Raw genomic sequence first — 19,085 nt, 5'->3', positions numbered from 1 at the left:
TGTGGCCAGCCGGGGTCATCGGCCGGGACCCTCCAGCCAGTTCGCCGTGTACGTGTCGATCTCGGCGGCCAGGGCCCGCTTGCCGGCCGGGTCGAGGAACGACGCCTCCACGGCGTTCTTCGCGAGGCCGGCGACGCCGCGCTCGTCGAGGCCGAGCAGCCGTGCCGCGACCACGTACTCGTTGTTCAGGTCGGTCCCGAACATCGGCGGGTCGTCGCTGTTGATCGTGACGAGGACGCCGGCCTTTGCCATCTCCTTCACCGGGTGCAGGTCCAGGTCGGTGACGGCACGGGTGGCGATGTTCGACGTAGGGCAGACCTCCAGCGCGATGCGGTGCTCGGCGAGGTGCTCCAGCAGCCGCGGGTCCTGGGCCGAGCTGGTGCCGTGGCCGATGCGCTCGGCGCGCAGCGCGGTCAGCGCGTCCCAGACGGTCTGCGGGCCGGTGGTCTCCCCGGCGTGCGGGACGGAGTGCAGGCCCTCGGCGATCGCCCGGTCGAAGTACGGCTTGAACTGCGGCCGGTCCACCCCGATCTCGGGCCCGCCGAGGCCGAAGGAGACGAGTCCCTCGGGCCGCAGGTCCACCGCGAGGCGGGTGGTCTCCTCGGCTGCCTCCAGGCCCGCCTCGCCCGGGATGTCGAAGCACCAGCGCAGGACGACGCCGAGTTCGGCCTCGGCGGACGTGCGGGCGTCCTCGATGGCCTCCATGAAGCCCTGCTCCGGGATCCCCCTGCGGGTCGAGCTGAACGGGGTGACCGTCAGCTCCGCGTACCGGATGTTCTGCCGGGCCATGTCCCGGGCGATCTCGAAGGTCAGCAGCCGGACGTCCTCGGGCGTGCGGACCAGGTCCACCACCGAGAGGTAGACGTCGATGAAGTGCCCGAAGTCCGTGAAGGTGAAGAAGTCCGTCAAGGCCTCCGGGTCCGTGGGGACCTTGGAGTCGGGGTGGCGGGCCGCCAGTTCGGCGACGATGCGCGGCGAGGCGGAACCGACGTGGTGGACGTGGAGCTCGGCCTTGGGCAGCCCCGCGACGAAGGGGTGCAGAGCGTTCATCGGATTCTCCCGGGTCTCGTATCTCGGCCGGGCGGCCCGGCTGCACCGATCATCGTAGGGGTGACTCCGCGGCCCGACCCCGGGCCGTAGCATGGCGGAACCACGATGGGGGAGGCCCATGTCAGACAACACAGAGCAGCCAGGAGGCGGGGCCGCGCCGCGCGATCCGTGGGCGCCACCGGAGAGCAGGGTGGACCTCGGCAAGTCGCCGGCCGACGCCCGTCCGCCGGCCGTGCACGACCAGCCGACCGTCACGTCCCTGCCGGGCGCGGACCCGGGCACCGGGCCGATACCCGGGGCGGCCGGAGGCTTCGGCCCGCCCCAGCCGGCCGCTTCCGCGCCGCCCGTCCCCGCGCCCCCCGTCGCCCCGAACGGCCCCGGGGCGCCCGGGGGGCAGTACGGCTATCCGGGCTACCCCGGCTACGGCGGCCAGCCGGCCTGGGGGCCCGCGCCCGCCAACGGCCTCGGGGTAGCCGCCATGGTGCTCGGCATCATCGCCGTCGTCGGCTTCTGCATGTGGGGCTTCGGGATCATCCTCGGCATCCTCGCGCTGATCTTCGGCATCATCGGCCGCGGCCGTGCCAAGCGGGGCGAGGCGACCAACGGGGGCATGGCGCTCGCCGGCATCATCCTGGGAGCGGTGTCGATCGTGATCAGCGCGATCTTCCTCGGTTTCCTGATCTGGGCGATCGCCAACGACGAGGGTGGCAGCGACTTCGAGTACGACGACCCGTACGCCACGTCCCTGGTCGTCGGCGCCACGCGCTGACCCGCTCCGAGGACACCGCCCGGGACGGGGGAGAAACCCCCGCCCCGGGCCGTCTCATACCGCGCGCAGCCGCGCCCGCGCCTCCATGAGTGCGAAGCCCAGCAGGTTCAGCCCCCGCCAGGCGGCCGGGTCGGCCGTCCGCGGATCGTCCTTGCCGAGCCCGATGCCCCAGATCCGGTCCAGCGGACTCGCCTCGACGAGCACCCGCTCCCCGGTGCCGGTCAGATAGGCGCGCAGCGCCGGGTCCTGGCCGAACTTGTGGACGCTGCCCGCCACCACCAGGGCGTACCGCTCCCGCACCCACACGTCCTCGTCGAAGTCCCGGACGAGCCGGCCCACCTTCTTGGCGGCTGCCGGACTGCTCGCCGCGACGGCCCGCTCCGCGGCCTCCGCGTCACCGAAGAGCCGTGCCTTGCCGGCCATCATCCAGTGCTCGGCCGAGGCGTAGGTGACCCCGCCGACCGTGAACGGCGACGGCCACCACTGGCTGAGACAGCTCTCCGAGAGCCTGCCGTCCGGCCGGGGGCGGTGCCCCCAGAACGGCAGGTACTTCACCTGGTCGCCGCGTGCCGTCCGCGCCACGAGAGCATCCCTGAGTTCCGGTCCCATGGCAGCCGAGTCTGGCATCCGCCACGGACAGTCCGTACCGGGTTTTCCGTAGCCACGCGACACATGGTCGACAGATTCCGTCGCGTAACCAAAAGGCAACAACGGAATCACTTGTTGCGGACAGGCCTCTCTGTCAGGATCGGCAATCAATTCGAGACAGAGCTACGCCGCCCGTGGTCACGGGACGGCGGAGGAGAGCGTGATGGGCAACGGTTTCCACGTGCAGGACCGCTTCGCCGAGGGCGCGCAGTACATCGCCGGCCGGCTGCGCCCCGGCACCTCGGGGCGCCACCAGGAGGTGGTGAACCCGGCCACCGGACAGCCGGTGTACCGCTACGAACTGGCGGGCACGGCCGATGTCGACGCCGCCGTCCTCGCCGCCCGCGACGCGTTTCCCGGCTGGTCCGGCGCCACACCCGCCGAGCGGTCCGCGCTGCTGCACCGGTTCGCCGCCGTGCTCGCCGAGCAGGCGGACGACCTGGCGTACGCCGAGACGCTCCAGTGCGGCAAGCCCGTCAAGCTCGCCACCGAGTTCGACGTGCCGGGCACGGTCGACAACGCCGCGTTCTTCGCGGGCGCCGCCCGTCACCTGGAAGGCAGGTCGGCCGCCGAGTACAGCGGCGACCACACCTCCTACGTACGCCGCGAGGCCATCGGCGTCATCGGCTCCATCGCTCCCTGGAACTACCCGCTGCAGATGGCCGCCTGGAAGATCCTCCCCGCCGTCGCGGCGGGCAACACCGTCGTGCTGAAGCCTGCGGAGATCACCCCGCTCACCTCGCTGATGTTCGCGCAGGCCGCCACCCTGGCAGGTATCCCGGACGGCGTGATCAACATCGTCTCGGGCGCCGGGAAGGACGCGGGCGAACACCTCGTCGGCCACCCCGACGTCGTGATGACCTCCTTCACCGGCTCCACCGCCGTGGGCAAGCGCGTCGCCGAGATCGCCACCTCCACCGTCAAGCGCCTCCACCTGGAACTCGGCGGCAAGGCGCCGTTCCTCGTGTTCGACGACGCCGACCTCGACGCCGCGGTCAACGGAGCGGTCGCCGGAGCGCTCATCAACACCGGCCAGGACTGCACGGCCGCCACCCGCGCCTACGTCCAGCGCCCGCTGTACGACGCCTTCGTGACCGGTGTCGCCGCCCTGATGGAGACCGTGCGCCTGGGCGACCCCCTCGACCCGTCGACCGACCTCGGCCCGCTGATCAGCCACCCGCACCGCGACCGGGTCGCCGGTTTCGTCGAACGGGCCCGCGCCTACGCCACGGTCGTCACCGGCGGCGAGGCACCCGGCGGGGCACTCGCGGACGGCGCCTACTACCGGCCGACCCTCGTCACGGGCGCCGCCCAGGACAGCGAGATCGTCAGCTCCGAGATCTTCGGCCCCGTCCTGGTGGTGCTGCCCTTCGACACCGACGACGAGGGGATCCGCCTCGCCAACGACACCCCCTACGGACTCGCCGCCTCCGCCTGGAGCCGCGACCTGTACCGGGCCAACCGCGCCACGCGGGAGATCGCGGCCGGCTGCGTGTGGATCAACGACCACATCCCGATCATCAGCGAGATGCCGCACGGCGGATTCCGGGCCAGCGGATTCGGCAAGGACATGTCGGCGTACTCCTTCGAGGAGTACACGCAGGTGAAGCACGTCATGTACGACAACACCGCGGTGGCCAGGAAGGACTGGCACCGCACCGTCTTCGGGGACCGATAGCAACGGCCGCCGCCCGGCGGCCCCACCCACCCGGAAGGGCAACGCGTATGGAGCAGTACGAGCCCGAGCGCCTCTCCGCACCGCAACTCGCGGCCATGAGGCGAAGCACGACAGGCGGCAGGGGCGCACTCACCCGCCGCTCACTCCTTCGCGCGTCGGGCATGGGCGCCCTCGCACTCGGTGGTCTCGGCACGCTGAGCGCGTGCGGCATCCCGCCCGCGAAGCGGGAAGGCGACGCCGCGGCGTCGGACGACCACTCGGCAGCGGAGAAGAGGATCAACTTCTCCAACTGGACCGAGTACATGGACGTCAGCGAGGACGAGAAGAGCCGTCCCACGCTGGAGGCGTTCACGAAACGCACCGGGATAGCGGTCAAGTACACCGAGGACATCAACGACAACGTCGAGTTCTTCGGGAAGATCAAGCCGCAGCTCGCGGCCGGTCAGGACACCGGCCGCGACCTCATCATCGTCACCGACTGGCTGGCCGCCCGCATCATCCGGCTCGGCTGGGCGCAGAAGCTCGACCCGGCCAACCTGCCGCACGCCTTCGCCAACCTGTCCGCCCAGTTCCGCACCCCCGACTGGGACCCCGGACGCGCCTACTCCTACCCCTGGACCGGCATCCCGACCGTCATCGCCTACAACGCGAAGGCGACCGGCGGCCGCAAGGTCGACTCCGTCACCCAACTCCTGGACGACCCGAAGCTCAAGGGCAGGGTCTCCTTCCTCTCCGAGATGCGCGACTCGGTCGGCATGACGCTCCTCGACATGGGCAAGGACCCCGGCTCGTTCACCGACGCCGACTACGACGCGGCGATAGGCCGGATCCAGAAGGGCGTCGACAAGAAGCAGATCCGCCGCTTCACCGGCAACGACTACACCGCGGACCTCAGCAAGGGCGACATCGCGGCCTGCGTCGCCTGGGCCGGCGACATCATCCAGCTCCAGGCCGACAACCCCGACATCAAGTTCAGCATCCCGGCCGCCGGTTACATCACCTCCAGCGACAACATGCTGGTGCCGGCCAGGGCCCGGCACAAGACCAACGCCGAGAAGCTCATCGACTACTACTACGAGCCCCCGGTCGCCGCCCAGCTCGCCGCGTACATCAACTACGTCTGCCCGGTCGACGGGGTCGCCGGTGAACTCGCGAAGATCGACGAGTCCATGGCGGCCAACACCCTGATCCTCCCGGACAGGGCGATGGCCGCGAAGTCGCACGCCTTCCGCTCGCTCAGTGCCGAGGAAGAGACGGCGTACGAGGAGAAGTTCGCCAAGCTCATCGGCGCCTGACCGGCCCGTCCCCTCCCCGAACTCCCCCGACACCACTGGGACCGCGACCCATGACACAGCAGCAGACAGCGGGCGGCGACGTCCGACTCACCGGGATCAGCAAGACCTACGGCGCCTTCACCGCCGTGCACCCCCTCGACCTCACCGTCCCGCAAGGCTCCTTCTTCGCCCTGCTCGGCGCGTCCGGCTGCGGCAAGACCACCACCCTGCGGATGATCGCCGGCCTGGAGGACGCCACCACCGGCACGGTCTCGCTGGGCGGCAGCGACATCACCGACCTCCCCCCGTACAGACGGCCCGTCAACACCGTCTTCCAGAGCTACGCCCTCTTCCCGCACCTGGACGTCACCGAGAACATCGCCTTCGGACTGCGCCGCCGCGGCGTGAAGTCGGTGAAGAAGCAGGTCGGCGAGATGCTCGACCTCGTCCAGCTCGGCGACTTCGCCCGCCGCCGACCGCACCAGCTCTCCGGCGGCCAGCAACAGCGCGTCGCCGTGGCCCGCGCGCTCATCAACCACCCCCAGGTGCTCCTGCTGGACGAGCCGCTCGGCGCCCTCGACCTCAAACTGCGCCGCCAGATGCAGCTCGAACTCAAACGCATCCAGACCGAGGTCGGCATCACCTTCATCCACGTCACCCACGACCAGGAGGAGGCCATGACCATGGCCGACACCGTCGCGGTGATGAACGGCGGCCGGGTCGAACAGCTGGGCGCCCCCGCTGATCTCTACGAGAACCCGCAGACCACCTTCGTGGCGAACTTCCTCGGCACCTCCAACCTCATCGAGGCCGAGGTCGTCTCCGCGGGCACCGACATCACCGTCTCGGCCGGCGGCGGCACCCTGCGGCTGCCCGCCGGCCGGTGCTCCGCTCCGACGGCACGCGGCGGCCGGCTGCTCCTCGGCGTACGCCCCGAGAAGCTCTCCCTCACCCGCGCCGACGAGGCCGGCACGATAGCCGCCGGCCGCAACCGCGTCACCGGACGGATCGTCGACTCCAGCTTCATCGGCGTCTCCACGCAGTACGTCGTCGAGAGCCCGGCCGGCACGGCCCTGCAGTGCTACGAGCAGAACGTCGAGCACCGCGCGGGACTCACGCCCGGAGCCGAGGTCGTCCTGCACTGGAACCCGGCCCACACCTTCGGCCTGGACGCGGACCAGGACATCGCGGCGGGCGTGGAAAGCGTGGAGGACGCGGCGTGAGCGTCACCGGTGCGCCCCCGGCGCCCCCCGCCTCCACCGGGCCCGAGATCCGCAAGCCGTCGACGCGCAAGCGGCTCGTCCCGTACTGGCTGCTGCTCCCCGGCATCCTGTGGCTGCTCGTCTTCTTCGCGCTGCCGATGGTCTACCAGGCGTCGACCTCCGTACAGACCGGCTCCCTGGAGAAGGGCTTCGAGGTCACCTGGCACGTCCGGACGTACTGGGACGCCCTCGCCGACTACTACCCGCAGTTCGTCAGGTCCCTGCTGTACGCGGGCACCGCCACGGTCCTGTGCCTGCTGCTCGGCTACCCGCTCGCCTACCTGATCGCCTTCAAGGCGGGCCGTGCGCGCAACCTGGTCCTGGTCCTGGTCATCGCGCCGTTCTTCACCAGCTTCCTGATCCGCACCCTCGCCTGGAAGACGATCCTCGCGGACGGCGGCACGGTCGTCGACGTCCTGAACACGCTGCACGTCCTGGACGTCACGAGCTGGCTCGGCTGGACCGAGGGCGACCGGGTCCTGGCCACCCCGATGGCCGTCGTGTGCGGACTCACCTACAACTTCCTGCCGTTCATGATCCTGCCGCTCTACACCTCGCTGGAGCGCATCGACGGCCGGCTGCACGAGGCGGCGGGCGACCTGTACGCCACCCCCGCCACCACCTTCCGCAAGGTGACGTTCCCGCTGTCCATGCCCGGCGTGGTCTCGGGCACCCTGCTCACCTTCATCCCCGCCAGCGGTGACTACGTGAACGCGGAACTGCTCGGCTCCACCGACACCAAGATGGTGGGCAGCGTCATCCAGACCCAGTTCCTGCGGGTCCTGGACTACCCGACGGCGGCCGCCCTCTCCTTCATCCTCATGGCGGTCGTCCTGTTCGCGGTCACCGTCTACATCCGCCGCTCCGGTACGGAGGACCTGGTCTGATGCCCGTACTGCGCCTGCTCCGCCGGAACGCCGTCGTGATCGCGGGGCTGCTGACCCTCGCGTACATGATCCTGCCGAACATCGTCGTGATGGTGTTCTCCTTCAACAAGCCCAACGGTCGCTTCAACTACGCCTGGCGGCGGTTCTCGCTGGACGCCTGGAAGGACCCCTGCGGGGTCGCCGACCTCTGCGGTTCGCTCTCGCTCTCGCTGCGGATCGCCGTGTGGGCGACCCTCGGCGCGACCGTGCTCGGCACGATGATCGCCTTCGCGCTGGTGCGCTACCGCTTCCGGGCGCGCGGCGCGATCAACTCGCTGATCTTCCTGCCGATGGCGATGCCCGAGGTCGTCATGGCCGCCTCGCTGCTCACCCTGTTCCTCAACATGGGTGCTCAGCTGGGCTTCTGGACCGTATTGATCGCGCACATCATGTTCTGCCTCAGCTTCGTCGTGACGGCCGTCAAGGCGCGTGTGATGTCGATGGACCCCCGGCTCGAGGAAGCGGCCCGCGACCTGTACGCCGGTCCCGTGCAGACGTTCCTGCGCGTCACCCTGCCGATCGCCGCACCCGGGATAGCCGCGGGGGCGCTGCTCGCCTTCGCGCTCTCCTTCGACGATTTCATCATCACCAATTTCAACGCGGGCTCCACGGTGACCTTCCCCATGTTCGTCTGGGGGTCCGCGCAGCGCGGAACACCCGTGCAGATCAACGTCATCGGCACGGCCATGTTCGCCATTGCCGTGACCGTGGTGCTCGTCGGACAGCTCGTCGCCCACCGGCGGAAGAGCCCAGGAAAATAGGCAAGCCCCGAAGGAGTTGGAAACCATGGCACCCGACGCCATGCGTACCGCCGCCCGCGCACTCTCCGACGCACGCCCCCTCTCCTACTGGCTCGACGACCCGGGGAAGCCCGACCCGCTGCCCGCCCTCACCCGGGACGAGCGGTGCGATCTCCTGGTCGTCGGCGGCGGCTACAGCGGGCTGTGGACCGCGCTGCTCGCCAAGGAGCGGGACCCCGGCCGCGACGTCGTCCTCATCGAAGGGCACGAGGTCGGATGGGCCGCCTCCGGGCGCAACGGCGGATTCTGCGCCGCCTCGCTGACCCACGGCGCCGCCAACGGGCTGGAGCGCTGGCCGCGGGAGATCGGCAGACTGGAGGAGCTGGGCGCGCGGAACCTCGACGCCATCGAGGAGGCCGTCGCCCGCTACGGCATCGACTGCGACTTCGAGCGCACCGGCGAGCTCGATGTGGCCACCCGGCCCCACGAGCTGGACGAACTGCGGGCCTGGCACCGGCGGGCCGCGGACGCCGGCCTCACCGGACTGGAGTTCCTGGACCGGGACGAGGTGCGGGCCGAAGTCGACTCACCGACCTTCCTGGGTGGTCTGTGGGACCGGCGGGGCGTCGCCATGCTGCACCCGGCCAAGCTCGCCTGGGGGCTGAAGCGGGCCTGCCTGGAGGCGGGCGTAAGGATCTACGAGCACACCCGGGGCCTGGAGATCGCCGGTTCCGGGGCCGGGACGGCGGTACGCACCCCGTACGGCAGGGTCTTCTCCCGCGACGTGGCACTCGGCACGAACGTGTTCCCCTCCCTGGTCAAACGCGTCCGCCCGTACACCGTGCCGGTGTACGACTACGCGCTGATGACCGAGCCGCTGGACGCCGCCCGGCTCGCCTCCATCGGCTGGCACAACCGTCAGGGACTGGGTGACAGTGCCAATCAGTTCCACTACTTCCGGCTCTCCGCGGACAACCGCATCCTGTGGGGCGGATACGACGCCGTCTATCCGTACGGCGGCCGGCTGGATTCCTCCCTGGACCAGCGGCCGGAGACGTTCCTGAAACTCGCCGGGCAGTTCTTCGAGTGTTTTCCCCAGCTCGACGGCGTGCGTTTCACCCATTCCTGGGGCGGTGCGATCGACACCTGCTCCCGTTTCTCCGCCTTCTTCGGAACGGCCCGCCGCGGCCGGGTCGCCTACGCCGCCGGATACACGGGCCTGGGGGTCGGCGCCACGCGCTTCGGGGCGGAGGTGATGCTCGATCTCCTCGCGGGCCGGGAAACCGAGCGGACCGCGCTCGACATGGTCCGCTCCAGGCCGATGCCTTTTCCGCCCGAGCCGTTCGCCTGGGCGGGCATCGAACTCACCAAGAGGTCCCTCGCGCGGGCCGACAGCAACGGCGGGCACCGCAATCTGTGGCTGCGGGCCATGGACCGGATGGGGCTGGGCTTCGACAGCTGACCGCCGCCCCGCGTGACCCGGCTCACAGTGGGTGGGAGGCCGGACCCGCGTCATGATCCGGGCCCGGCTCCCTCTCTCCCGTGTACACACCGGCGGAATCCGCCGGTGCCCACGGGAAGAGGAGGCGGTCATGACCGGCACGGAGGCGGGAGCAGCGGTCCGGTGGCTGGCGTCGGCGGCACCGGATCCGGAGGTCTGCCGAGGGGAGTGGGAGCGTGACCCGCAGGGCATCGCGCTGCTGCCCGCGGGGAAGCGCTGGGACGTACTGATCCTCCCGGGGGAGCTGGGCTATCCGACACTCGACGTGCTCACCCGCCTGCTGGACCGGCCGGGCCCGGTCCTCGCCGACTTCGGCGAGGACCGCATGGGCTTCTTCGTACCTCCGGGTACGGCCGCCCACTGGCTCGGTTCCGGGGTTCGCGGCGCAGGTCAGGGCACCTGGATCGTGGTTCCCTACCCGGGCCGCACGGTCGGCGGGGTGCGGTGGCTGATCCCGCCGGACGGCTCGGGGACGCTCACCGACGCGGTCGTCCTGGAGCTGGCGATGCACGAGGCCGCGGCCGTACGGGGAGCCCGTGGGGGTGGGGGCGAGAAGAGGTGAGGCGCTGCCAGAGGTCTTGACAACTCGATTGGTCTGGACCAAGTTGTGCGCGACCCCACTCACTCCCCGCCCCCATTCCCCCCTCGTACGGAGGCTGTTGTGGAACGTACCGGACCACGCGTCCGCTTTTCCGGACTTCTGGCCGCCCTCTCGGCGGTACTGCTCACCGCCGGCGGTCTGGTCGCCTCCACGCCGGCCGCCGGCGCGGCCGATGCCGACCTCGCGCGCAACGGCGGCTTCGAGGAGGGCCTGGACGGCTGGAGCTGTACGGGCGGCAGCGGCGCCGTCGTCGGCAGCCCCGTACACAGCGGGACGTCGGCCCTCAAGGCGACCCCGGCCGGCAGTGACAACGCCAGGTGCTCCCAGACCGTGGCGGTGAGACCGGGGTCCACGTACACGCTCGCCGCGTGGGTCCAGGGCGGTTACGTCTACCTCGGGGCGTCCGGCACCGGTACCACCGACGTCTCCACGTGGACCCCGTCCGCCGGTACGTACACGCAGCTCCGCACCACCTTCACGACCGGCCCTGCGACCACCTCGGTGACCGTCTACACCCACGGCTGGTACGGCACCCCCGCCTACCACGCCGACGACCTCACCCTGACCGGCCCGGGCGGTGACTTGGTCGTCGTCCCCGCCGCCCCCACCGGGCTGCGGGCCGGCACCGCCACCTCGTCCTCCGTCCCGCTGTCCTGGACGGCCTCGCCCGGGGCGACGGGCTACCACGTCTACCGTGACGGCGCGAAGGTCCTCACCACCACCGGGACCTCGGCGACCGTCACGGGGCTGGCGGCGTCGACCGCCTACAGCTTCCAGGTCACCGCCGTGAACGCGGCGGGGGAGTCCGCCCGGTCCGCCGCCGTCGGCGTCACCACGGCGACGGGCGGCGGAGGGGGCGGCGGCGACGCCGGCCTCCCGGCCCACGCGCTCGTCGGCTACCTGCACTCCAGCTTCGCCAACGGCTCCGGCTACACGCGGATGGCCGACGTGCCCGACTCGTGGGACGTCATCAACCTCGCCTTCGGCGAGCCCACCTCCGTCACCTCGGGGGACATCCGCTTCTCGCTCTGTCCCGCCGCGGAGTGCCCGGGTGTGGAGAGCGAGGCGGAGTTCAAGGCCGCCGTCAAGGCCAAGCAGGCCGCCGGCAAGAAGGTACTGATCTCCATCGGCGGCCAGAACGGCCAGGTGCAGCTCTCGACCACCGCCGCCCGCGACGCCTTCGTCTCCTCCGTGTCCCGCATCATCGACACCTACGGCCTCGACGGACTCGACATCGACTTCGAGGGCCACTCGCTCTCGCTGAACACCGGGGACACCGACTTCCGCAGCCCGACGACACCCGTGGTCGTCAACCTGATCTCGGCGGTGAAGGCCCTCAAGGCGAAGTACGGTGCCGGCTTCGTGCTCACCATGGCGCCCGAGACCTTCTTCGTGCAGCTCGGCTACCAGTACTACGGCTCCGGCCCCTGGGGCGGCCAGGACCCGCGCGCGGGTGCCTATCTCCCGGTCATCCACGCCCTGCGCGACGACCTGACGCTCCTGCACGTCCAGGACTACAACTCGGGCTCCATCATGGGCCTGGACAACCAGTACCACTCCATGGGCGGCGCCGACTTCCACATCGCCATGACCGACATGCTGCTGACCGGCTTCCCGGTCGCGGGGGACGCGACGAGGGTCTTCCCGGCCCTGCGCCCGGAACAGGTCGCCATCGGACTTCCGGCGTCCACCCAGGCGGGCAACGGCCACACCTCACCCGCCGAGGTCACCAAGGCCCTCAACTGCCTGACGAAGAAGACGGACTGCGGCTCCTACCGGACACACGGCACCTGGCCCGCACTGCGCGGGCTGATGACCTGGTCCGTCAACTGGGACCGGTACAACAACTGGGAGTTCTCGAAGAACTTCGACGCCTACTTCGGAGGCTGACCGCTCAGGGCCCGGCCGGTCCTCGCGCCGGCCCGCAGCACGAGCAGCACCACAGCGCTCAGGCACCAGCCGGCCACCACGTCCAGCGGCCAGTGGTAGCCACGCAGTACCAGACCGACGCTCGTCGCCGCCGTCAGTGAGGCGGCGGCGACGAGCGTCACCCACGGCCGCCTCAGGTACGGCGCCAGCAGCAGTGCCGCCGCCCCGTACGCCACCGCCGCCGTGGTCGTGTGGCCCGAGGGGTAGTAGCCGGTCGCCTCGGTCAGCGGGCCCTGGCGGTCCGTCCACAGCTTGAGGGGCACGACCAGCGCGGGCACCGCCGCCATGGCCAGGACGGCGCACGCCGCCGGGCGGCGTGCGCCACGGAACCAGGCCAGGACGGCCGCGCACGCCAGGACGCTGCCGGCGACCTGCGGATTGCCGAGATCGGCGAAGAGGTCGGCGAGCCGGGCGGGACCGCGTCCGGCCAGGGCGAGGCCCAGCCGTTCGTCGGGTCCGAGGAGCGGGCCGTCGGCCAGCACCTGCCAGGTCAGCACGGCGAAGACCGCCAGGAGCGCGGAGATCCGGGAAACGAGAAGAACCGGCCACCGGGGAACAGGGGGGAGTGTTCCGGGGTGGCCGGTCGGACCGGTGTGCCGCGCGCCCCGGGGGGTGTGGGGCGGGCGGCCATCCGATCGGTGAGGAGTTCCGGAGCCCGAAGCTCCAGTGGTGTGCGCCAGGGCACTACCGGGACGGTGCCGGGGAAGCTCCGGCCCGGTATCGCCCGCAGTCTCCTGCGGGCGGGGTGTTTCTCTCATCTGGGAAGACCGTACGTCAGGGGGAAGGGGGACCGACAGCGGCAAAGGTAACCCGCCATCGCCCCCGCACACCTTCTTCACAGGCCCTCACGCGGACACCGGTCATTGCCCCCGAAAACGCCTGAGGCCCTCCCGGCCCGTTCGCACGGATCAGAGCCGGGCGAATGCCTGCTCGAGGATGTCGAGGCCCTCGCCGAGCAGGTCCTCGCCGATGACCAGCGGCGGCAGGAAGCGCAGGACGTTGCCGTACGTGCCGCAGGTCAGCACCAGCAGCCCCTCGGCGTGACAGGCCTTGGCGAGCGCCCCGGCGGCGGCGGCGTCGGGGTCCTTCGTGCCGGACTTCACCAGCTCGATCGCGATCATGGCACCCCGGCCGCGGATGTCCCCGATGATGTCGCCGTTCGGGAGCTTCGCCCGCATCTCGGCGAGGCGGCCCTTCATGATCTCCTCGATGCGCCTGGCCCTGGCGTTCAGGTCCAGTTCGCGCATCGTCTCGATGGCGCCGAGCGCGCCCGCGCAGGCCACCGGGTTGCCGCCGTACGTACCGCCGAGGCCGCCGGCGTGGGCGGCGTCCATGATCTCGGCGCGGCCGGTCACGGCGGAGAGCGGGAGGCCGCCCGCGATGCCCTTGGCCGTCGTGATCAGGTCCGGGACGATGCCCTCGTCCTCGCACGCGAACCACTGGCCGGTGCGGCAGAAGCCGGACTGGATCTCGTCCGCGACGAAGACGATGCCGTTGTCCTTGGCGAACTGCGCGATGGCCGGCAGGAAGCCCTTGGCCGGCTCGATGAACCCGCCCTCGCCGAGCACCGGCTCGATGATGATCGCCGCGACGTTGTCCGCGCCGATCTGCTTGGTGATCTCGTCGATGGCCTGGGCGGACGCCTCCGCGCCGGCGTTCTCTGCGCCGGTCGGCCAGCGGTAGCCGTACGCCACCGGGACGCGGTAGACCTCGGGCGCGAACGGGCCGAAGCCCTGCTTGTACGGCATGTTCTTGGCGGTCAGCGCCATCGTGAGGTTGGTCCGGCCGTGGTAGCCGTGGTCGAAGACGACGACCGCGGTGCGCCTGGTCCACGCGCGGGCGATCTTCACGGCGTTCTCGACGGCCTCGGCGCCCGAGTTGAACAGCGCGGACTTCTTGGCGTGGTCGCCCGGGGTCAGCTCCGCGAGCTGCTCGCAGACCTCGACGTACCCCTCGTACGGCGTGACCATGAAACAGGTGTGGGTGAAGTCGGCGAGCTGCGCCGACGCGCGGCGTACGACCGCCTCGGCTGAGGCGCCGACCGAGGTCACGGCGATGCCGGAGCCGAAGTCGATCAGCCGGTTGCCGTCCACGTCCTCGATGATGCCGCCGCCCGCCCGGGCGGTGAACACCGGCAGGGTGGATCCCACGCCCGCGGCGACCGCCGCGACACGGCGAGCCTGCAGCTCGACCGACTTCGGGCCGGGAATGGCGGTGACGACGCGGCGCTCCTGCGGGATGGGGGACATGCGGGGCTCCTGGGGGTGTTCCGGACGCTTCTCTCCTGTGCAGGCTAGGGGCGGGTGCGGGCCGGGGTCATGCTCCGATCGGGAGTGGTGGGCGTGTTTCCTTGTCCGCCGCGGACAGGTGGCCCGGCGCGGGCGACGGGGGACGGGTCACGCGCCGTCCGGCCGCTTTGCTGAACTCACCGTGCCCTGGCACTAGATTGACGGGTGCAGAAGGCGGGACCCGGCTGGTCAGGGGGCGGCGGTTCATGAAGAGCGACGACATGCGTGACGCGAGGGGCGCGAGCGGCCCGCCGGGCCAGGGCGGTCCCCCCGGCGCGCCCCGGTACGGGGTGCCCCGTCCGGCGGTACCCCCGCCCGCGGCCCCGCCGGTACCCGCTCCCCCCGCGGCCCCGCCGAGGCCCGTCGGTCCCCCCGGCGCCGGGCCCTCCACCGAGGAGTGGCTGAACGCCGACCGCCCCGCCACCGACCCGGGCGTCTGGCGGTACGCCTACGTACCCCGGCCGCCCCGGAAGCCGCCGAACCCGTCCCTGCTCGGCCCCCTGGCCACCCTGGCGCTCTGGCTGGTCTTCTGGGGCCTGCTCATGGACTTCCGGATCCCCTACGTGAACGTGCCGTTCATGGTCTTCACCCCGGGGGACTGGTGGGCCTTCGACCGGCTGCGCGCCGATTACGTACCGCCGGCCGCCAACTCCCTGCAGACCCTGTACCTGCAGGCGCTGGTCCTCCTGGCGGGGCTGTGGGCCGCCCGGCTGGGCAACTGGGCCGGACTCGTCCGCCACCACGCCGGCCCGCACCTGGGTCGGGTGCGGCTGGTCCTGTCCGGCGCCGGAGCCCTCCTCGCGCTCTGGGCCGTCTGGAGCGGCTACGTCCCGCTCGTCGACGCCGTGATGTACCTCGTGAGCGACTGGCTCCAGGGGGGCGGCAACAAGTACCTCGCGGCCCTGGTCGCCTACGGCGCCTACGCCGTGATCGCGGTGGGGACCGTGTGGCCCTTCGCGCGGGCCGGCCGGTGGCGCGCCGGGATCCGCGAGGCCCGCGAGGGCGGGACGGCGGACTCGCCCGTGGGCTCCGCTCCCCGCCCCGCCCACCCCGGCAGCGGCCGCGCGAGGTGGCCGGAGCTCCGCGCCTCGGGTCTCACGGAGGCGGCCGACATCCTCGGCGCGGCCGTGAGCGCCGGCCGCATGAACGACGTCGACTGCGTACGCCTCGACCACGCCTGGACACGCGCCCGTACCTCCCCGGGCCGCCCGGAGGCCTTCGCCGCGGCGGTCGTGCGGGAAGGCCCTGACGCTTTCCTGCACCCCTCGGGCAACCGGGACATCCCCGTACGGGCCGCCCGGCACGATCTGCTGGCGGGGCAGGTCCGGGTCGGACGCTGCGTGGACGACGAGCGCAACCCCTACGACCGCCGGGGCTCCGGCGCGGCCCTCGACCCGGCCGTCCTCGGCACCTCCCTGCTGGCGGTCGGGCCCTCCGGTGCGGGCAAGACGGCCCGGCTGGTGCGCCCCGTCGTCGAGACGCTGGCTCTCCAGGCGCTCGCGGGCCGGTCGGCCGTCCTCGCCGTCTGCGCTGCGGGGACCCCTCTCGGCCCGGACGACGCCTACGACGTCGTCGTGAAGCCCGGCGACGCCTCCTCGGTGTACGACTTCGACCTGTACGGGGGCGCCGAGGACCCCGACGAGGCGGCGGCCACCCTCGCGGAAGGGCTCGCCGGGGACGTTCCCGGCCTCGACAGCCGCCGCGCGGCGCTGGCCCTCGGCCAGGTGCTCGGCCCCTACCGAGCCGTCCACGGGCACTTCCCGGCCGTACCGGAACTGCGCGAACTCCTCGCCGGCGGCGAGGAGGCCCTCACCTCGCTGGTGCGGGCACTGCGGGGAGGCGGCCACGACGCCATGCTGCGCGAACTGGACGCCCGGGCCCGGCAGGCGGGCACGGCGGGCGATGTCGCCGCGGTCCTCGCGGACCGGGTCGCCCTGCTCGACCGCCCGGCCTTCGCCGGCTTCTTCGCCACCGGCCCCCAGGCCCGGCCCTTCTCCCTGCGCTCCCTCGAACAGCACCCGCTCCGGGTCCGGATCGACCTTCCCGAACGCGCCCACGCCGGGGCGTCCCGGGTGCTGGCCAGGCTCGTCCTCGCCCAGTTCAACGCGATGGCCGCGGCCCGCGCCGACCGCTCGCTCTTCACCTGCCTCGTGCTGGACGACGCGACGAACACCCTGACCGCGCAGACCGTGCGTGGGCTGCGGCGGCTGCGGTCCGTCAACGCCGGCGCCGTCCTGGTGCTGCGCACCGTCGACGACGTACCCGAGGAACTGCACTCCGCCCTGCTCGGCGCGGTGGGCTGCGGGATGATCTTCTCCGGCATCACCACCTGGGACGGCCGCCGGTTCGCGGAGGCCTGGGGCAAGGAATGGGTCGACGTCCGCGAGGTGGCCGAGCACACCGTCTTCGCCGACCAGCCGCTCACCCGTGCCCTGCACGCGCTGCGGCGGATGGCCACCGGCAAGGCCGTGACCACCGAGGCCGTCACCGTGCGGCGGGTCGAACGCGAGCGCTGGTCCGCCTCCGCGCTCGCCTACGAGCTGCCCGCCGGACACGCGGTGCTGTCCCTGACGACGGTGGACGGCGAGCACGCACCGCCGCTCCTGGTCGACCTGGGCGGCTGAGAACCGGCGTGCGCCGGCCGTGCGCACCCTGCCTCCCTGGCAGAATCGGAGGTGGCCGTCTGTACGGGACGGCGCAGTCGACTCCCAGAGTTCCGGCGGTCCCATGCCCCTCACCCTCGCCTCGCTCGTCCAGCACTCCGCGCTCAAGCTCACGGTCCGCGCGGGGCAGGACCGGCTCGACACCCCGGTGCGCTGGGCCCACGCCAGCGAGCTCGCCGACCCCGTCCCGTACATGGACGGCGGTGAGCTGCTCCTCGTCACCGCGACCAACCTCGACGCCGAGGACCCCGCGGCGATGCGCCGGTACGTACGGCGGCTGGCCGGCGCCAAGGTCGCCGGGCTCGGGTTCGCCGTCGGCGTCACCTACGACGACATCCCGGCCGCGCTGGTCGACGCCGCGGACGAGGCGGGGCTGCCCCTGCTCGAAGTGCCCCGGCGCACGCCCTTCATCGCCATCAGCAAGGCCGTGTCGGCGGCGATCGCCGCCGACCAGTACCGCGCGGTCACGGCCGGCTTCGAGGCCCAGCGCGACCTGACCCGGGCCGCGCTCGCCGGGGACGGCCCCGCCGGACTGCTCGCCCGGCTCGCCGCCCAGGTCGACGGCTGGGCCGCGCTGTACGACACCTCGGGCGCCGTCGTGGCCGCCGCCCCCGACTGGGCGGCCCGCCGCGCCGCCCGCCTGACCCCCGACGTGGAACGCCTGCGGGACCGGCCGGCCCCCGCCAGCGTCGTCGTCGGCACCGCCACCGGCGACAGTGACCGGGTCGAGATCCAGTCGCTGGGCACCGGCCGCGGGCTCCGCGGCGCGCTGGCCGTGGGTACGGTCTCGGCCCCCGGCACCGCCGAGCGGTACGCGGTGCACTCGGCGGTCGCCCTGCTGACCCTGACCACGGCCCGCTCCCGCTCGCTCCAGGGCGCGGAGCAGCGCCTGGGCGCCGCGGTGCTGCGGATGCTGCTGGCCGGGCAGTCCGACCACGCCAGGGCCGTCGCGGGGGACCTGTACGGCGGCCTGCTCGACGCCCCCTTCCGGCTCCTGATCGCCGAGACGCCCGCCCCGGCCGCCCCCGCCGTGCCCCAGCCGCTCGCCGAGGCGATGGAGGCCGCCGCCGCCCGGTCCGGCGAGACGTTGCTGACGGTGCCCGAGGGGGACCGCCTCGTGGTCCTGGCCGCGGACGGCGGTGCGGCCGTCGCGGCGTGCGCGGCGTACGCGCAGGCGCAGGACGGACGCCCGGCCCGCGAGACCGGGGCCGACGACGGCGACGTGGTCGTCGGGCTGTCCGCGCCCGCCGGGCCGAGCGCGGTCTCCGCGGCGTACAAACAGGCCGAACAGGCCCTCTCGGTCGCCCGCCGGCGGGGCAGGGCCCTGGTCGAGCACGAGGAACTCGCGGCGGGTTCGCTCCTGCCGCTCCTCGCCGACGACGCCGTACGGGCTTTCGCCGACGGCGTCCTGCGCCCCCTGAGCGAGCACGACGCCAAGGGCAGGGGCGATCTGGTCGCCTCCCTGCGCGCCTGGCTCTCCCACCACGGCCAGTGGGACGCCGCCGCCGCCGACCTGGGCGTCCACCGCCACACCCTGCGCTACCGGATGCGGCGCGTGGAGGAGATCCTGGGCCGTTCGCTGGACGATCCGGACGTCCGCATGGAGCTCTGGCTGGCGCTGAAGACGACGGCCGCCTCCTCCTCGGGCCCCGCGGGCGGCTGAGCGCCCCCGCCCCCGCCAAAGCGGCGCATCGGGCCCCGGCTCCGCTCCACACCGGACAAACGCCATCCGGGCGCGGCCCCCCTACCGTGGGGC

15 protein-coding genes are annotated in these 19,085 nt (G+C 72.2%); 11 read left to right on the top strand and 4 right to left on the bottom strand.

Going from position 1 to position 19,085, the window contains the following annotated elements:
* Window positions 1–15 precede the first annotated feature (15 nt).
* Window positions 16–1,050, bottom strand: a complete 1,035-nt coding sequence (locus ACH4VO_RS28730; RefSeq protein ID WP_360994611.1) for an adenosine deaminase — start codon at window positions 1,048–1,050, stop codon at window positions 16–18.
* A gap of 118 nt (window positions 1,051–1,168) precedes the next feature.
* Between ACH4VO_RS28730 and ACH4VO_RS28725 the strand changes: the two genes are divergently transcribed.
* A complete protein-coding gene (locus tag ACH4VO_RS28725) occupies window positions 1,169–1,819 on the top strand; it encodes a DUF4190 domain-containing protein (RefSeq protein WP_360994609.1) in 651 nt (216 codons plus the stop codon).
* A gap of 54 nt (window positions 1,820–1,873) precedes the next feature.
* Here the strand turns inward: ACH4VO_RS28725 and ACH4VO_RS28720 are convergent, their stop codons facing one another.
* Window positions 1,874–2,428, bottom strand: a complete 555-nt coding sequence (locus ACH4VO_RS28720) for an NADAR family protein (RefSeq protein ID WP_360994606.1) — start codon at window positions 2,426–2,428, stop codon at window positions 1,874–1,876.
* Between the two features lie 202 nt (window positions 2,429–2,630).
* Here ACH4VO_RS28720 and ACH4VO_RS28715 point away from each other — a divergent pair, with 202 nt between their 5' ends.
* The 8 genes from ACH4VO_RS28715 to ACH4VO_RS28680 all read left to right on the top strand — a co-directional run bounded on the left by ACH4VO_RS28715 (window position 2,631) and on the right by ACH4VO_RS28680 (window position 12,339).
* Window positions 2,631–4,145 carry a gamma-aminobutyraldehyde dehydrogenase gene (locus tag ACH4VO_RS28715; protein WP_360994603.1) on the top strand — a complete coding sequence of 505 codons (1,515 nt, stop codon included), beginning with the start codon at window positions 2,631–2,633 and terminating at the stop codon, window positions 4,143–4,145.
* A gap of 47 nt (window positions 4,146–4,192) precedes the next feature.
* Complete coding sequence (locus ACH4VO_RS28710; RefSeq protein WP_360994600.1) at window positions 4,193–5,440, top strand: spermidine/putrescine ABC transporter substrate-binding protein; 1,248 nt, start codon at window positions 4,193–4,195, stop codon at window positions 5,438–5,440.
* Window positions 5,441–5,490: 50 nt separating this feature from the next.
* On the top strand, window positions 5,491–6,642 hold the full coding sequence (locus ACH4VO_RS28705) for an ABC transporter ATP-binding protein (RefSeq protein WP_360994597.1): 1,152 nt from the start codon (window positions 5,491–5,493) through the stop codon (window positions 6,640–6,642).
* Window positions 6,639–7,568, top strand: a complete 930-nt coding sequence (locus ACH4VO_RS28700; RefSeq protein ID WP_360994594.1) for an ABC transporter permease — start codon at window positions 6,639–6,641, stop codon at window positions 7,566–7,568. Before ACH4VO_RS28705 ends, ACH4VO_RS28700 begins: the two co-directional genes overlap by 4 nt.
* The gene (locus ACH4VO_RS28695; protein WP_360994591.1) at window positions 7,568–8,368 is read left to right on the top strand and encodes an ABC transporter permease; all 801 of its coding nucleotides are present in this window, start codon (window positions 7,568–7,570) and stop codon (window positions 8,366–8,368) included. The genes ACH4VO_RS28700 and ACH4VO_RS28695 overlap by 1 nt, the downstream gene beginning before the upstream one ends.
* Before the next feature lie 25 nt (window positions 8,369–8,393).
* Window positions 8,394–9,809: an FAD-dependent oxidoreductase gene (locus ACH4VO_RS28690; RefSeq protein WP_360994589.1), complete on the top strand. Its 1,416-nt coding sequence runs from the start codon at window positions 8,394–8,396 to the stop codon at window positions 9,807–9,809.
* 130 nt (window positions 9,810–9,939) lie between these two features.
* Entirely contained in the window at window positions 9,940–10,410 is a 471-nt protein-coding gene (locus tag ACH4VO_RS28685) for a hypothetical protein (protein ID WP_360994586.1), read from the top strand.
* Between the two features lie 99 nt (window positions 10,411–10,509).
* Complete coding sequence (locus ACH4VO_RS28680; RefSeq protein ID WP_360994583.1) at window positions 10,510–12,339, top strand: glycoside hydrolase family 18 protein; 1,830 nt, start codon at window positions 10,510–10,512, stop codon at window positions 12,337–12,339.
* On the opposite strand, the gene ACH4VO_RS28675 is transcribed toward ACH4VO_RS28680, so the two are convergent.
* Both ACH4VO_RS28675 and gabT read right to left on the bottom strand, forming a co-directional pair.
* Window positions 12,324–12,875 carry a phosphatase PAP2 family protein gene (locus ACH4VO_RS28675; RefSeq protein ID WP_398441641.1) on the bottom strand — a complete coding sequence of 184 codons (552 nt, stop codon included), beginning with the start codon at window positions 12,873–12,875 and terminating at the stop codon, window positions 12,324–12,326. The genes ACH4VO_RS28680 and ACH4VO_RS28675 overlap by 16 nt on opposite strands.
* A gap of 411 nt (window positions 12,876–13,286) precedes the next feature.
* A complete protein-coding gene (gene gabT / locus ACH4VO_RS28670; protein WP_360994580.1) occupies window positions 13,287–14,627 on the bottom strand; it encodes a 4-aminobutyrate--2-oxoglutarate transaminase in 1,341 nt (446 codons plus the stop codon).
* Between the two features lie 245 nt (window positions 14,628–14,872).
* On the opposite strand from gabT, the gene ACH4VO_RS28665 reads away from it, so the two are divergent.
* Both ACH4VO_RS28665 and ACH4VO_RS28660 read left to right on the top strand, forming a co-directional pair.
* Window positions 14,873–17,290 carry an ATP/GTP-binding protein gene (locus ACH4VO_RS28665; protein ID WP_360994577.1) on the top strand — a complete coding sequence of 806 codons (2,418 nt, stop codon included), beginning with the start codon at window positions 14,873–14,875 and terminating at the stop codon, window positions 17,288–17,290.
* A gap of 103 nt (window positions 17,291–17,393) precedes the next feature.
* Window positions 17,394–18,992: a PucR family transcriptional regulator gene (locus ACH4VO_RS28660; RefSeq protein WP_360994574.1), complete on the top strand. Its 1,599-nt coding sequence runs from the start codon at window positions 17,394–17,396 to the stop codon at window positions 18,990–18,992.
* Window positions 18,993–19,085 lie beyond the last annotated feature (93 nt).

The organism is Streptomyces sp. NPDC020780 (assembly GCF_044334475.1).
In the GTDB taxonomy this organism is placed as follows: domain Bacteria; phylum Actinomycetota; class Actinomycetes; order Streptomycetales; family Streptomycetaceae; genus Streptomyces.
The sequence above is the reverse complement of the archived record's forward strand: the minus strand, read 5'-3'. Positions and strand labels throughout refer to the sequence as shown.